The sequence below is a fragment of the Pseudomonas sp. RP-B7 genome (genome assembly GCF_059803535.1).
The window spans coordinates 1-14,718 of record NZ_JAPFHC010000014.1; the positions used below are offsets into that span (position 1 = coordinate 1).

Annotated in this window: 12 protein-coding genes; 6 read left to right on the forward strand and 6 right to left on the reverse strand. The window is 63.1% G+C overall.

Annotation, left to right across the window (positions count from 1 at the left end; translation table 11 throughout):
• Positions 1-81: 81 nt before the first annotated feature.
• On the reverse strand, positions 82-2,589 hold the full coding sequence (hrpB, locus tag OPU96_RS14645) for an ATP-dependent helicase HrpB (RefSeq protein ID WP_498559281.1): 2,508 nt from the start codon (positions 2,587-2,589) through the stop codon (positions 82-84).
• Between the two features lie 215 nt (positions 2,590-2,804).
• On the opposite strand from hrpB, the gene pmcY reads away from it, so the two are divergent.
• Together pmcY and OPU96_RS14655 are read left to right on the forward strand one after the other, a co-directional pair.
• On the forward strand, positions 2,805-3,224 hold the full coding sequence (gene pmcY / locus OPU96_RS14650) for a periplasmic Zn2+ metallochaperone PmcY (protein WP_192299011.1): 420 nt from the start codon (positions 2,805-2,807) through the stop codon (positions 3,222-3,224).
• Between the two features lie 14 nt (positions 3,225-3,238).
• Positions 3,239-4,132, forward strand: a complete 894-nt coding sequence (locus OPU96_RS14655) for a cation diffusion facilitator family transporter (RefSeq protein WP_305391575.1) — start codon at positions 3,239-3,241, stop codon at positions 4,130-4,132.
• Here the strand turns inward: OPU96_RS14655 and OPU96_RS14660 are convergent.
• Entirely contained in the window at positions 4,129-5,208 is a 1,080-nt protein-coding gene (locus tag OPU96_RS14660) for a DUF6515 family protein (RefSeq protein WP_498559282.1), read from the reverse strand. The genes OPU96_RS14655 and OPU96_RS14660 overlap by 4 nt on opposite strands.
• Positions 5,209-5,623: 415 nt before the next feature.
• On the opposite strand from OPU96_RS14660, the gene OPU96_RS14665 reads away from it, so the two are divergent.
• Both OPU96_RS14665 and OPU96_RS14670 read left to right on the forward strand, forming a co-directional pair.
• Positions 5,624-6,103 (forward strand): Lrp/AsnC family transcriptional regulator, encoded by a 480-nt coding sequence (locus OPU96_RS14665; protein WP_017735654.1) that lies wholly within the window; start codon positions 5,624-5,626, stop codon positions 6,101-6,103.
• Positions 6,104-6,300: 197 nt separating this feature from the next.
• Positions 6,301-6,510 (forward strand): DUF2788 domain-containing protein, encoded by a 210-nt coding sequence (locus OPU96_RS14670; protein WP_025999909.1) that lies wholly within the window; start codon positions 6,301-6,303, stop codon positions 6,508-6,510.
• Here the strand turns inward: OPU96_RS14670 and OPU96_RS14675 are convergent.
• The 4 genes from OPU96_RS14675 to OPU96_RS14690 form a co-directional block, all read right to left on the reverse strand.
• Positions 6,505-7,140, reverse strand: coding sequence for a pseudouridine synthase (locus tag OPU96_RS14675; RefSeq protein WP_305391577.1), 636 nt, complete (start codon positions 7,138-7,140; stop codon positions 6,505-6,507). The two genes, OPU96_RS14670 and OPU96_RS14675, sit on opposite strands and share 6 nt — an antisense overlap.
• A gap of 70 nt (positions 7,141-7,210) precedes the next feature.
• On the reverse strand, positions 7,211-8,683 hold the full coding sequence (gene amn / locus OPU96_RS14680; RefSeq protein WP_305391578.1) for an AMP nucleosidase: 1,473 nt from the start codon (positions 8,681-8,683) through the stop codon (positions 7,211-7,213).
• 182 nt (positions 8,684-8,865) lie between these two features.
• Positions 8,866-10,518, reverse strand: coding sequence for an acyl-CoA dehydrogenase family protein (locus OPU96_RS14685; RefSeq protein WP_226455797.1), 1,653 nt, complete (start codon positions 10,516-10,518; stop codon positions 8,866-8,868).
• A 90-nt stretch (positions 10,519-10,608) separates the two neighbouring features.
• Complete coding sequence (locus OPU96_RS14690) at positions 10,609-12,978, reverse strand: hybrid sensor histidine kinase/response regulator (RefSeq protein ID WP_498559283.1); 2,370 nt, start codon at positions 12,976-12,978, stop codon at positions 10,609-10,611.
• 275 nt (positions 12,979-13,253) lie between these two features.
• Between OPU96_RS14690 and OPU96_RS14695 the strand changes: the two genes are divergently transcribed.
• Together OPU96_RS14695 and thiE are read left to right on the forward strand one after the other, a co-directional pair.
• Entirely contained in the window at positions 13,254-14,051 is a 798-nt protein-coding gene (locus OPU96_RS14695) for a hydroxymethylpyrimidine/phosphomethylpyrimidine kinase (protein WP_192299017.1), read from the forward strand.
• Positions 14,052-14,069: 18 nt separating this feature from the next.
• Positions 14,070-14,696, forward strand: coding sequence for a thiamine phosphate synthase (gene thiE / locus OPU96_RS14700; RefSeq protein ID WP_305391581.1), 627 nt, complete (start codon positions 14,070-14,072; stop codon positions 14,694-14,696).
• Positions 14,697-14,718: the final 22 nt, after the last annotated feature.

Consider the following 14,718-nt stretch of genomic DNA (forward strand, 5'->3'; position numbering starts at 1 on the left):
TAACCTGTAAACCATGTCCCCGGTTAGATATGTAAACGATGTCCCCGGTTTGTACCGGGGCAAGCCCGCTCACTACAGATTTTATTTGCGCGGTTTGATGCGGGCGGTGGCTTCGGCTACCAACGGGTCATCCGGCCAGTAGTGTTTCGGATAGCGGCCCTTCAGATCCTTCTTCACTTCGGCGTAGGTACTGCGCCAGAAGTTCGCCAGATCTTGCGTCACCTGCACCGGCCGTCGCGCCGGGGACAGCAGGTGCAGCTTGACCACCTGACGCCCGCCGGCGATGCGCGGCGTATCCGCCAGACCAAACAGTTCCTGCAAGCGCACCGCCAGAATCGGCGGCTGCTCGCTGTAGTCCAGACGCACCGACGAGCCCGACGGCACTTTCACATGCTGCGGTGCCAATTCGTCCAGGCGCTGGGGCAGCGGCCAGGGCAGCAGGTTGTGCAAGAAGCTGGAAATATCCAGGTTGGCGAAGTGGCTCAAGCGCGACACTTTGCCCAGGTACGGCATCAGCCAGTGTTCCAGGCTGGCGAGCAAGGCGCTGTCACTGATGTCTGGCCATTCGCTGGGTTTGCCGGCGTCGAGGTGGCGCAGCAGCATGACGCGGGCTTGCCATTGGCGCAGCTCGGGGGTCCACGGCAGCAACTCAAGGCCTTTGCGTCGCACCAGGTTGACCAGCGCCTGGCTGCGCGCAGATTCGTCGAGGCCGGTGAGCGGCTCGCGGCTCAGCACCAGTTCGCCGACTTTGCGCTGGCGCTCGGCGCGCAGCACGCCTTCGCGTTCATCCCAGTCGAGTTGGTCGACGTTGCGCACTTGCTCGGCGAGCACCGTGTCGAACAGCGTTGGATCAAAATCCGCCGCGAGGTAGATGCGTTCTTCGCGCTGGCCCTGGCGGCTGCCGAGGTCGGCGATCACCAGCCAGGCTTGTTTCATCAGGCTGTCAGCCTCGGCAAACAACGCGGCGCGGCCGTTGGCCAGGCGGTATTCGGCGCCACCGGGGCGACGTTGCTGGGCGACGCGGTCCGGGTAGGCCAGCGCCAGCAAGGCGCCAAGCCAGCGCGGGTGGTCGGGGTCGGCCACTGCCTGCGTGGCCCGGCCCCTCAGGTAGCCACGGTATTGGCGCACCAGTTGCCTGGCCCGTTGCACGCCGCCCTGGCCGCCACGTGCGCGTTCTTCACCGGACAGCAGCGCCAGGCGGCTGTGCAGATCCGCGCCGCCACCGCGCAAAATGTCGCGCTCGCCCAACAGCGCGGCGACATCACACGCGGTGGCCGCCAGCCCCAGGTCCTGCCCGCGCAGTAGCAAATGGGCGATGCGCGGGTGGGCCGGCAGCTCGGCCATTTTCTGGCCGTGAGCGGTGAGTGTGTCGTCATTCAAGGCGCCGAGACGTTCGAGCAAATCCTGGGCCTGGGCGTACGCAGCGGTGGGCGGCACATCCAGCCAGACCAGTTGCGTAGGCGTGACGCCCCAACGCGCCAGTTGCAAGGCGAGGCCGGCGAGGTCGGCGGCGAGGATTTCTGCACTGCCGTAGGCGGCGAGGCCCTCGTGCTGGTCTTCGGACCACAAGCGGTAACACACTCCCGGTTCCAGGCGCCCTGCCCGACCGGCGCGCTGGGTGGCACTGGCGCGGGAAATGCGCTGGGTGTCGAGACGGGTCATGCCGCTGCCCGGGTCGAAACGCGGCACCCGCGCCAGCCCGGCGTCGATCACCACGCGCACGCCGTTGATGGTCAGGCTGGTCTCGGCGATGTTGGTGGCCAGCACCACTTTGCGTTTGCCGGCGGGCGCCGGGTCGATGGCCGCGCGCTGCGCGTTGAGGTCGAGTTCGCCGTGCAGCGGGCATAACAGCACATCGCTGCGTTCAGCGAGGGCGTCAGCCAGTTGCTGGTTGACCCGCCGAATCTCCGCCTGACCGGGCAGGAACACCAGCACACTGCCGCTTTCATCGTGCAGCGCGTCAAGGATCGTCTGCACCACGCGCGGCTCGATGAACTCCCCGGCCTGATACGGCCGGCCCCAGCGCATCTGTACCGGGAACATGCGCCCTTCGCTGCGCAGAATCGGCGCGTTGTCCAACAACACAGATAAGCGTTCGCCTTCAAGGGTGGCGGACATCAGCAGGATTTTCAGCGGCTGCTCATCGCGAAACAGTTCGCGACCGTTGAGGCTCAGGGCCAGGGCGAGGTCGGCGTCGAGGCTGCGCTCGTGGAACTCGTCGAAGATCAGCAGGCCCACGCCGTCGAGTGCCGGGTCGTCCTGCAGGCGGCGCGTGAGGATGCCTTCGGTGACCACTTCGATACGGGTGTTGGGGCCGACCTTGCTGTCGAGGCGGATGCGATAGCCGACCGTCTCGCCGACTTTTTCGCCCAACTCGCTGGCCAGCCGCTCGGCTGCCGCGCGGGCGGCGAGGCGGCGTGGTTCGAGCATCAGGATGGTTTGCCCGGCCAGCCACGGTTCGTTCAACAGCGCCAAGGGCACACGGGTGGTTTTACCGGCGCCGGGCGGTGCTTCCAGCACGGCTTCATGGCGATTCGCCAAGGCGTCACGCAGGGCGGGTAAAACATCATCGATGGGCAACGAATTCATACTGGCTCCAAAGCAGAGCGACGAGTATAACGGCGAACTGCCGAGTACCGGTGATGGTCACAGAAACGGTTAAATGTGGGAGCGGACTTGCTCACAAATGCGGTCTGTCAGTTGATGGATATGCGACTGATACTCCGCATTCGCGAGCAAGCCCGCTCCCACACTGGATCTTCGTCGCTTATAGTCCCGTATCAATCGTATTCAGGAGATTCCCCATGCGTATCGCTTCCCGTGTCATCGGCGGTGTCCTCGCCGTCACCCTGCTGAGCCAATTGACGGCCTGCGGTTCGATCTTCTACCCGGACCGCCGTGGCCAGATCGACGGCAAGATCGACCCGGCGATTGCCGTACTCGATGCCGTGGGCCTGCTGTTCTATGTGATCCCCGGCCTGATCGCCTTCGGTGTGGACTTCGCCACCGGCGCGATCTACTTCGAACCGGGCAAGACCGCCCAGGTGGCCCCCGAGAAGCTGCACGAAGCCATCGGCGCCGACGGCAAGGTCGACAACGCCAAGCTGCAATCCATCATCCAGAAAGAAACCGGCCGCAACCTGCCGCTGGACGACCCGCGCCTGATCCAGTTCAAGGGTAGCGTGCAGCAACTCGCCTCCCTCGGCCTAAAACCCGCCGCCTGAGGTTCGACCCGCCTATGACCAGCAGTCCCGAACACGCCAGGCTTCTGCGCCTGGCTACCCGCGCCTCGGTGGGCGTGGCGTGTGCGTTGATTATCACCAAGGCCATCGCCTGGTGGCTCAGCGGCTCGGTGAGCATGCTCGCCGGGTTGACCGATTCGTTGCTGGACGGGGTGACCTCACTGCTGAATCTGCTCGCGGTGCATTACGCCCTGCGACCGGCCGATGACGATCACCGTTACGGCCATGGCAAGGCCGAATCACTGGCAGGCATGGCCCAGGCGCTGTTTATCGGCGGCAGTGCGGTGTTGATTGCGCTGCAGGCGTATGAACGCTTGCAGCACCCGGAACCGGTCGGTGCGCCGTGGTTGAGCATTGGGGTGATCATCTTTTCCCTGCTGCTGACCGTGGCCTTGCTGATGCTGCAACACCGGGTCGTGCGCGAAACCGGCTCCAACGCGGTGCGCGCCGACTCGCTGCACTATCGCTCGGACTTGTTGCTCAATGGCAGCATCCTGGTAGCCCTGGGGCTCGCGGCATTTGGCTACCACCAGGTGGATGCCTGGTTTGGCTTGGGCATCGCTGTTTATATCCTGTGGAGCGCCATCCATATCGCCCGGGAAAGTTTTGCGGTGTTGATGGATGAAGAGCTGCCGCCGGACGTCAGCCAGCACATGCTGGAACTGGCCCGTGGCGTGCCGGGGGTGTTGGGCGCGCATGACTTGCGCACGCGCATTTCGGGCAACCACTGGTTTGTGCAGTTGCACCTGGAGTTGCCGGGGGAGTTGACCTTGTCCGTGGCCCACGCCATCAGCGACAGGGCCGCCGATGCCATTCACGACGCCTACCCGCGTGCCGAAGTGCTGGTGCACGCCGACCCGCGGGAAGTGGTCACCGGCAACAAGGCCTAGTACTGCACCTGATAGCCGCGACTGCTCAGGCAGTTGCCCTGGGCCTGGCGGTAGGTTTGCACCACCGCCGGGTCGGGGGCATAGGTGACTTGCTGTGGATCAAAGCCGCTTTGCTGCACGGCCCAGCGGTAACAGTCGTAGCCGTCCTGCTGCACCTGGGCCGGTGACTGGCCGTTGGCGGGATACGCCACCACGTCATACCCGTTGCCCTGGGGCGCCGGCTGGGCGACCGGGACTTCGGTCGGCGGTTGCACCACCACATACTGCTGGGTGCTGCTTTCATAGGTGTAATAGGCACCGGCCGCGAGGAAGAACAACGCGCTGCCCACCCACACTTCCCGCGCGTAGTCCGGCAGATATTGCACGCGGATGCCGTAAGGCGGCGTCACCACCACGTAGCGCGGGCCTTGCGGGCGATACCAGTAACCTCCGGAGAAGAAATAGTCCTGACCACGGTAAGGCACGCGGTAGTGGCGGTCGGGGAAGCGGTCGATGACATACCCCGGGCGATGCTGCGGGCCTGGGCCCCAGCCATTGCCGTGGCCATCGGGGCGGCCGGGCCAATGGTTATCGCCAGGCCGGTTATTGTTGTAACCACCGCCGTTGTAACCCGGACGCGACCCGGGGCCGCCGGCCTCCCAGTGTGGGTTGCCGTCGTTGCGGCGAGGGATGTCGCGGTAATTGCCCTGACGCGGCTCCTGGGTCTGGCGCACGGTATCGGGACGGCTCTGGATCGGCAGGTTGTTCGACGGCTGTGGCTGTTGCACCGGCCGGCTCGGTTCATTGCCCGGCTGACGACCTTGCCAGTGGTCGTTCTGGCCACTGTGCTGTTCAAAATGCGGATTCTGTTGGCGCGGCTGATTGTTCTCTGGCCGTGGCTGGTTATTCTCCGGCCGTGGCGCATTGTTCTGCGGGCGTGGCGGTTCATTGCCCTGCTGTCGGCCGCCGCCCTGGCCGCGCTCATGCTGGCCACCGCCTTCAGGACGCGGTGTGTTATCACGCTCGTCGGCCATCACGTGGGCGCCCACGGCGACCATCAGCAAACCTACACCTGTCAAACGCCAGATGCGCTTCATGCTATTCCTCACTGCGGATTGGGGCCTGTCCATGAGACTGGAAAAGCGCGGCCCGGTTCTGAGACAGGTTATCAGTCACGAGAACTATTTTCGTGGGCAAAAGAAAAGGGGTGACCCGTCGGCCACCCCTTGAGAACTTCGTCCGTGCTCAACGCTTTTGACGTTGGCTCACCTCACGCCGTCTTGTGGACAGTGTGCAGCCTGGAGGCCAACTCAACCCTGCTGGGGTGGCGGCCGCAGCGGGCCTGATTGGGCGAGCTGCTTTGGACTGTTGTCCAGGCGGTGATTCTGTTGATAAAGATACCTGCTAGCGCCCGGCAGATGATTGCGAAGATTGCGTCAATAAACAGTGCTTGCGCAATTTTTAACCCTTCATGGATAATTCACCGCAATAGTTACGACAAAGGCCAACCCAATGAGCAAGCTTGACCGATACGACCTGAGTATTTTGGCGGAATTGCAGCGCGACGCGAGGATCTCCAACCAGGAGTTGGCCGAACGCATCGGCTTGTCGCCTTCGCCGTGCTCGCGCCGGGTCAAGCAGTTGGAAGACGACGGCTACATCGCCCGCCAGGTCGCCCTGCTCGACCGCAAGATGCTTGGCCTTAGCCTTACGGCCTACGTTCTGATCGGCATGGACCGACATACACCGGAGCGTTTCGAGAACTTCGAGGCGGCGATCCGCACCCTGCCCCAGGTGCTGGAATGCAGCTTGGTCACCGGGATGGATGCCGACTATCAGTTGAAGGTGGTGGTGCCGGACATGGATCACTATCAGAAACTGCTGCTGGGGCATCTCACCCGCATCGACGGCGTGACCAGCGTGCGTTCCAGCTTTGTGCTGAACCAAGTGCTCAATAGCACTGAGTTGCCGCTGACTCACCTGAGAACCTGAGATCACCACTAAACAAATGTGGGAGCTGGCTTGCCTGCGATGCAGGCAACTCGGTGTGTCAGCAAAACCGAGGTGATGCTATCGCAGGCAAGCCAGCTCCCACATTTTGACCGCGCTCGACGCAGATCAATGTAGTGCCTGCGCCCCTGCCTTATACTCCCCCGCCTGCCTTTGTCGGAAATGCCCCCATGAACAACATCGACCCCGCCCTGTTTGAAGAATGGATGATGACCGGCCTGGTCACGATCCTGATCATTTTCATGGGTTTTATCGTCTGGGACTTGGCGAAGAAATCCAAGGCCGGACGCTTTGGCTCGTTCATCCTGTTTTTCGTACTGGGCCTGGGCGTGGCCGCGTTCATCATCAAGAGCGTGGTGATCGGCCTGATCGAGTCCGGCGCCCTATAGGCGCGCCGGCACTTCCTTCCATTGGCCTTGATCCAGGCCGTCGATCGACCAATCGCCAATCCGTACACGTACCAGACGCAACGTGGGCAAGCCCACCGCTGCGGTCATACGCCGAACCTGACGATTTCTCCCTTCACGAATCACCAATTCCAGCCACGTCGTGGGCACGCTTTTGCGAAAGCGTACCGGCGGGTTGCGCGGCCATAATTCGGGCTCGTCCAACTGCCGGGCTTGGGCAGGCAAGGTCATGCCGTCATTGAGTTCCACGCCGTCGCGCAGGCGTTGCAGTTGCTCGGTGGTCGGCTCGCCTTCCACTTGCACCCAATAGGTTTTCGCCAGTTTGTGCTTGGGGTCGGCAATGCGCGCCTGCAACTGGCCGTCATTGGTCAGCAGCAGCAAACCTTCACTGTCACGGTCGAGGCGACCCGCCGGGTAGATGCCGGGGATGTCGATAAAATCCTTGAGGGTCGCGCGCCCGCCTTCGTCGCTGAACTGGGTCAGCACGTCGAAGGGCTTATTGAACAGGATCAGCTTCGGCTCGGCCGGTGGCGCCTTGGCGACACGCCGTGCGGCGCAATACGGGGGTTTCACGCCTGGGCGACGCGAATCGGGACGGGTGGGACGGGACATGGCAAGGAACATCTAACGGTCAGGACCGACAATGCTAGTGGCCTGACCGTTAAATGACCATCCCAACCGCTTAGCGGAACGGCGGCTCGTCAAAGCTGCGCAGTTTGCGCGAGTGCAGTGAGTTGAGTTCGGTGCGCAGCAAATCCACCGCGGCGATGCCGATCTTCAAGTGCTGGCTGACTGCACGCTCATAAAACGCGTTGGCCGAACCCGGCAGCTTGATTTCGCTGTGCAGCGGTTTGTCCGATACGCACAGCAGGGTGCCGTACGGAACCCGCAAGCGATAACCCTGGGCGGCAATGGTGCCGCTTTCCATGTCCACGGCAACGGCGCGGGACAGGTTGATCAGCGGCCGTTCCTGGGCCCAGCGCAGTTCCCAGTTGCGGTCGTCGTAGGTCAGTACGGTGCCGGTGCGCAGGCGTTTTTTCAGCTCTTCGCCTTTTTCGCCAGTGATATTGGCGGCCGCTTGTTGCAGCGCCATTTGCACCTCGGCCAGGGCCGGGATCGGAATGTTCGGCGGCACCACACGATCGAGAATCCCGTCGCGGCGCATATAGGCGTGGGCCAATACGTAGTCGCCGATGGTCTGGGATTGGCGCAGGCCGCCGCAGTGGCCGATCATCAGCCAGCAATGCGGACGCAGCACGGCAAGGTGGTCGGTGATGTTCTTGGCGTTGGACGGGCCGACGCCGATGTTCACCAGGGTCACCCCGTGGCCGTCGCTGGCCTGCAGGTGATAGGCCGGCATCTGATAGCGGTGCCAGACCACGCCTGCGGCAATCGCCGACGCTTCGCCATGGTCCATGGCCTTGTCGATCACCACGTTGCCCGGCAGCACCATGCGGATAAAACGCGGGTCGCTGCGCAATTGTTCCAGGCCATGCAGGATGAACTGGTCAACGTAGCGGTGGTAGTTGGTCAGCAGGATCCACGGCTGCACATGGCGCCAGTCGCTGCCGGTGTAGTGCACCAGCCGGCGCAGGGAGAAGTCCACGCGGGCCGCATCGAACAGTGCCAACGGCAGCGGGTCGGTGTTTTCCCAGTCGTAGAGGCCATCGGCGATGCCATCGGTGGCGGCCGACAGGTCGGTGCTCGGGAACACGCGGGCCAGGGTCGCGGCAGTCACGCCGGAGCCGGCCAGTTCGTCGCCCTGCTCCACCACGTACGGGTACGGGATGTTCTGCTCACTGACGCCCACTTCCACCGTCACGGTGAAGTCGTGCATCAGCGGCACCAGTTGCTCCAGCAGGTACTTACGGAACGCGGCGGGATGGGTCACGGTGACGCTGTAGGTTCCAGGCAACTGGACCTTGGCGTACGCCCGGGTCGTCTGTGGGACTTCGCCGTGGCAATGGTAGGTCAGGCGCAGTTCCGGGTAGCGAAACAGCGCGCGTTGTTCGGCGTCGGGTTCGACGCGGTCCTTGAGGTATTGCTTGAGGGCTCTGTTGAGTGCGCCGGTAGCACGCTCATGCAGGGCCGCCAGCCGGTCCACGGCTTCTTCGGCGGATTGAACGACAACAAAAGCTTCGGTCACGGTAAGCATCCTGTGTTCTGACGTGCAGGCCTTTATCTTGCCTGTATCCCAGCGCCACTGAAACAGCGGAGTTGGAATGCATTCAATGTGGGAGCTGGCTTGCCTGCGATTACCGTGGGTCAGTCAGCAGTGATTTGACTGACAGACCGCTATCGCAGGCAAGCCGGCTCCCACATTTTGGCCCAGTGCTGTCAGAGAGATTGGGGGGTGGAGCGGGCGACGATGGCTTCCACATCCACCCCACGCGGCAAGGTGCCATACACCCGCCCGGACGACTCACCCAACCGGCTGGCAATAAACCCATCACTGACCGCCGCATTTCCCGCCTCCAGCAACAACTTGGCCTGCAACGCCACGGCGATGTCCTCGGTCAGTTGCCGCGCACGGTACTGAATGTCCTGGGTGTCCATGAACGCCGCTTTCAATTGTTCAACATGCCGCGCCAACAATTTATCGCCATGCCCATCCCCCAGTTCGACGAACAGCGCCTCCAACACTCCCGGCTCCTTCGACAACGCACGCAACACGTCCAGGCACTGCACGTTGCCGGAACCTTCCCACGTTGAATTCACCGGCGCCTCACGGTACAGACGCGGCAGGATACTGTCCTCGACATACCCCGCACCGCCCATGCATTCGGCTGCTTCGTTGATCATCGCCGGCGCACGCTTGCAGATCCAATACTTGCCCACCGCCGTCACCAGCCGGGCGAACTTGGCTTCCCGCGCATCATCCAGATGATCCAGCGCGCCGCCCATGCGCATGCTCAACGCCAGCGCGGCTTCGCTTTCCAGGGCCAGGTCGGCGAGCACGTTTTGCATCAGCGGTTGCTCGCTGAGCAGGCGGCCACCCACCGTACGATGGGCGCAATGATGGCTGGCCTGGGTCAGCGCCTGGCGCATCAGCGCGCTGGAACCGACCATGCAATCGAAACGGGTCATGGCGACCATTTCGATGATGGTCGGTACGCCACGACCTTCTTCGCCGACCATCCAGGCCAGGGCGCCGCGAAACTCCACTTCGCTGGAGGCGTTGGAGCAGTTACCGAGTTTGTTCTTCAGGCGTTGGATGTAAAACTCGTTGCGCGTGTCATCCGGACGGTGCCGGGGCAGTAGGAAACAGGTAAGCCCCTTGTCGGTCTGGGCCAAGGTCAGGAACCCATCGCACATCGGCGCCGAGCAGAACCACTTATGACCCACCAGTTCATACGCCTGGCCAGGACCACCGGCGCCCACCGGGTAGGCGCGGGTGGTATTGGCGCGCACATCGGTGCCCCCCTGTTTCTCGGTCATGGCCATGCCGATGGTGGCACCGCCTTTGTGGGCGATACCGACGTTGCGCGGGTCGTATTCGGTGTTGAGGATTTTCGGTAACCAGATGTCAGCCAAGTCCGGCTGCAAGCGCAGGGCCGGGACGCAGGCGAAGGTCATGGTCAGTGGGCAACCGGTGCCCGCTTCGGCCTGGCTATGCAGGTAGGTCAAGCCAGCGCGGGCCACATGGGCGCCGGGCTGCGGGTGTGCCCACGGCAGCGACGGCAGGCCATGCTCGACGGCGGTGCGCATCAGTTCGTGGTACGCCGGATGAAACGTCACAGTGTCGATGCGATGGCCATAACGGTCATGGCTGCTGAACTCCGGCTTGTGCTGATTCGCCAGGAAACCGGCCGCCATCAGTGGTCCACCGGCCAGCGCGCCGTAGGCATCCAGGCGCGTCTCTGCCCAGCCGGCGCCGAAACGGCGCGACCAGTCTTGCAGGGGCAGGTCGATGCGATACAGGTTGGTGCCGTCCAGGGAGGGCGGCTGGTTGGTGACGTCGTGGGTTTCGGCGAATTGATGCAGGTTCATGACGGGCCTCCTGGAAAAAAGGCCACGGTCATCAGCGGCCTGAATTTCAGTTAAGCACCGGCTCTGCGCTTAAAAAAGTGGCATAGGCGCCTAATGTCCGGCGCTTTCGCCCTCGACCTGGCACAGCACACGACGCTCCAGCACCGCTTGCAACGCGTCGAAACGCACCGGCTTGCCCAGCTGGTCGGTGATGCCGATGCCATGGCACCGCTCACGGTCCGACACATTCAACGACGTGCTCAGCGCAATCACCGGCAATTCACCGCAACCGGGCAGTGCACGAATCTGACAGCACAACGAGAAACCGCCTTCAGGCACATCCAACAATACCGCATCAAAGCTGTCCGCCTGCAAGGCCGCCAATGCCGCCGCGCCGGTGTCCACGGTTTTGACCCGGTAGCCGAGCTTGAGCAGCATGCCACGCACCGCCAGTTGGCCGACGCTGTTGTCGTCCACCAGCAGTACCGTGCAGTCCTGCGGGCAGCGCTGTCGGTCGGGCGCTTTTTTCGGTTCGGACGGCACCGGGCTGACCTCCACCTCCAACTGGAAGCGGCTACCCTTGCGCGGCTCGGAATGATGGGTCAGGCGCCCGCCCAGCAACTCAGTCAACTGTCGGCAGATCGCCAGGCCAATGCCCAGGCCGCCGTACTCACGGGTGGTCGAACCGTCGAGCTGGAAGAAGCGCTGGTACAGCGTGGCCTCGTCAAGAAAGGCAAAACCGATGCCGGTGTCGGTGACGATAAAGCTCAAGCGCAACGCACCGTTGCTATCCGGCACGCCGACCACGCGCAGACGCACGGCGCCCTGGTGGGTGAACTTGAAGGCGTTGTCCAGCAGGCAACCCAGGCACTGGGTCAGTTTGTCGGCATCGCCGAGCACTCGGTCCGGCAGTTCATCGGCCACATCAATCGAAAACTCCAGGCCCTTGCCCTGGGCGCTGGCGTTGAATTGCTGACGCAGGGTATCGAGTACACCGCGCAGGCTGAACACCTGCGGCTGGGCGCTCAGGCGCCCGGCTTGCAGTTCGGTGAGGGTGAGGATGCCGTTGACCATGCGCATCATGTCCCGCGCAGAACCGGCGGCGGTTTGCTGGTAATGCGCGAGGTCGTCGCCCAGGGGCACGGTCTGCATCAGTTCGAGGGAGCCGATCACGCCATTCATGGGGGTGCGCAATTCGTGGGTCAGGGTGGCGAGGAATTCGTCCTTGAGCCGGTTGCTGCGGGCCAGTTGCTGGTTGAGCACTTCGAGTTTCTGGCTGGCATCGAACAGGATCTGCGCTTGCTGCTCACGCATGCCGTTGATGCGATCCGCCAGGGCCAGGGACAGCAGCGCCACTTCGATGGCCGAGCCGATCTGGCTGGCGTACATGGTCAGGAAGATGTTGGGCAGGTAACCCAGCACCATCATCGTGTTGACCACCCCGCCGAGCAGGAACGCCGACCAGGCGATGATGAAATAGCGCGCCATGCGTTGACCACACAGCCAGGCCTTGATCGCGGCAATAAAGATGGTCACGGTGAACACCAGCGCCAAGCCGGTGGCCAGACGCAGGGCCACGGCGTAGCTGGTCAGCAGGGCCAGCGCCATCACCAGCGCGCCACAGGCGGCCAGCGCCAGCAAGATCCGGTCAAGCCAGCGACTGTGCTGAGCGGTATGCAGGAAGCTGCGCGCAAACAAGCTGCCGAACAGCGCGGCCGACCCGATCAGAAACGGCACCGCGGCATTCGTCCACCACGGGCTGTCCGGCCAGAAGTACTCCACGGCCACACCATTGACCGACAACTGGTACAGGCCGAACGAGGCGATATAGAGGATGTAATAGAGGTAGCTGGTGTCGCGCACGCTCAGGTAGATGAACAGGTTGTAGATCAGCATCCCCAGCAGCACGCCGTAGATCGCGCCGAGGATATAGAGGCGCAGCGGTTGTTCTTCCAGGTAGGCGGTGCCGGCCCAGAGGGTCAGGGGGGCCTGGATCGAACCTTCACTTTGCAGGCGCAGGTAGAGGGTTTCCTGCTGGTCGGGCACGAAGTTGAGCTTGAACAGGTAGTTGCTCTGGCGCACTTCACGGCTGGAAAACGGCAGCGCGCTACCGGTGCGGGTGCTCAGGCGGTAGGCGCCGGTGCTGTCGCGCTGGTACAGGTCCAGGTGGTTGAGCGGCGGGTAGGCCAACTCCAGAAACCACGTACGCGGCGCGCGCGGGTCCTTGGCTTGATAATGCAGGTCGACCTTGAGCCAGAACACCGAGCGCGAGTAACCGGCATTCAGGGTGGCTTTGTCATGGGGCTTGAACTGTGCGGCGTAGGCGGGGGAGCTGACCTCGGCGATAGTGAGGGCATCGGTGGGGTCTTCAAGGACTTGCATCACTCGGCCCAGGGGCAGGCTTCGCGTGTCCTGGTTGAACCCGATGGCGTTGGCGAACAGCGGCAGCCCGCACAACAGTAGAATGAAAAAATAGCGCATAGAGCCCCAGCGTGGCCTGTCCGGTTAGTCAAAAGCCCCCCATTCCTTTTGAGAAGACGTATACCGGCGATACTGTTAGTAATTTGGATCCACTCTAGCATAGCCGCTAAAGGCCATTGGACACCATGTAATTAATTTTTACGGAGGCTCTAGCACGGGCCTTTCGGCGCGTTTTATCCGGCAAGGCCAGCGCCAGAAAAGCGTCATTACCGCAGCAAAATTCAGCCATCGCCAGACAGCCACGCAAAAAGCGTTTGGTGGTAAGCTCGCGCACCATGAATATCTACAGCTCTCGCCCCGTTGTCCTCTGTCTCTCCGGCCATGACCCCAGTGGTGGCGCCGGCCTGCAGGCAGATATCGAAGCCCTGCTCGCCCAGGGTTGCCATGCGGCTCCGGCCGTCACCGCCTTGACCGTGCAGAACACGGTCAATGTCAGCGACTTCCGCGTACTCGACCGCGAGTGGGTGTTGGCCCAGGCCAATGCCGTGCTTGGCGATTCCGAAGTCGCGGCGGTCAAGCTGGGCATGCTCGGTTCCACCGCGATGGTCGACACCGTGGTCGAGCTGCTCCAGGCGCACCCGCACCTGCCAGTGGTGTGCGACCCGGTGCTGCGCGCCGGTGGCGGCGGCAGCCTGGGCAAGGACGAGGTCGGTTATGCGATGCGCGAGCGTTTGTTCCCGCTGTCGCTGATCGCCACGCCGAACCTGCCTGAAGCCCGCATCCTCGCCGAGTTGCCCGAAGGTACGGCGGATGAATGCGCCGCGAAGCTATTGCCGTTTATCAAGCACCTGCTGATCACCGGCGGCCATGGCGATGAGCATGAAGTACACAACCGCCTATATAGCCGTGATGGCACGCAGCAGACCTTTACCTGCCAGCGTCTGCCGGGCAGTTATCACGGTTCGGGCTGTACGCTTGCGAGTGCACTGAGTGGGCGGATTGCCCAGGGCGAAGGTTTGGTCAGTGCCGTGCAATCGGCCCTCAACTACACTTGGCGCACCCTGCGTGACGCCGAACAACTCGGCCAGGGCCAGTTCGTACCGCGCCGATTGCCGCTGGATTTCTGCTCGTAAGACCAAGGAACCTGCCCGATGAAACTACGTGGCCTTTATGCCATTACCGACAGCCAACTGTTGGCCGGCAAATTCCTCGCCTACGTCGAAGCGGCGTTGGACGGTGGCGTGACCCTGCTGCAGTACCGCGATAAAAGCAGCGACGAAGCCCGCCGCCTGCGTGAAGCGGAAAAGCTGCGCGAACTGTGCTCGCGCTACAAGACCCAGTTGATCATCAACGACGACGCCGAACTGGCCGCGCGCCTGGGCGTCGGCGTGCACCTGGGCCAGACCGACGGCCCGCTGACTCCGGCCCGTGCGCTGCTCGGTTCCAAGGCGATCATCGGCGCCACCTGCCACGGCCAGATCGAACTGGCCGAGCAGGCCGCCAAAGAAGGCGCGAGTTATGTCGCCTTCGGCCGCTTCTTCAATTCCAACACCAAGCCCGGCGCCCCGGCGGCCACCGTTGAAATGCTGGCCCAGGCCCGCGCGCGGTTGCAGGTGCCGATCTGCGTGATCGGCGGCATTACCCTGGAGAACGCCGAACCGCTGGTGGCCCACGGTGCCGACCTGCTGGCGGTGGTCCACGGCCTGTTCGGTGCCGACAGCACCCAGGAAGTGACACGCCGCGCCCGCGCCTTCAACGCCCTTCTGCGCCTTAAATAGAAAGCAATTCTGACTTCAGAGA

Bases quoted from the DNA above. Each gene is read 5' to 3' on its own strand.
- OPU96_RS14655 (WP_305391575.1), top strand. From the start codon at position 3,239: ATGACCAGCAGTCCCGAACACGCCAGGCTTCTGCGCCTGGCTACCCGC.
- OPU96_RS14685 (WP_226455797.1), bottom strand. From the start codon at position 10,518: ATGAACCTGCATCAATTCGCCGAAACCCACGACGTCACCAACCAGCCG.
- OPU96_RS14695 (WP_192299017.1), top strand. From the start codon at position 13,254: ATGAATATCTACAGCTCTCGCCCCGTTGTCCTCTGTCTCTCCGGCCAT.
- OPU96_RS14660 (WP_498559282.1), bottom strand. From the start codon at position 5,208: ATGAAGCGCATCTGGCGTTTGACAGGTGTAGGTTTGCTGATGGTCGCC.
- pmcY (WP_192299011.1), top strand. From the start codon at position 2,805: ATGCGTATCGCTTCCCGTGTCATCGGCGGTGTCCTCGCCGTCACCCTG.
- OPU96_RS14675 (WP_305391577.1), bottom strand. From the start codon at position 7,140: ATGTCCCGTCCCACCCGTCCCGATTCGCGTCGCCCAGGCGTGAAACCC.
- OPU96_RS14690 (WP_498559283.1), bottom strand. From the start codon at position 12,978: ATGCGCTATTTTTTCATTCTACTGTTGTGCGGGCTGCCGCTGTTCGCC.
- thiE (WP_305391581.1), top strand. From the start codon at position 14,070: ATGAAACTACGTGGCCTTTATGCCATTACCGACAGCCAACTGTTGGCC.
- hrpB (WP_498559281.1), bottom strand. From the start codon at position 2,589: ATGAATTCGTTGCCCATCGATGATGTTTTACCCGCCCTGCGTGACGCC.
- OPU96_RS14665 (WP_017735654.1), top strand. From the start codon at position 5,624: ATGAGCAAGCTTGACCGATACGACCTGAGTATTTTGGCGGAATTGCAG.
- amn (WP_305391578.1), bottom strand. From the start codon at position 8,683: ATGCTTACCGTGACCGAAGCTTTTGTTGTCGTTCAATCCGCCGAAGAA.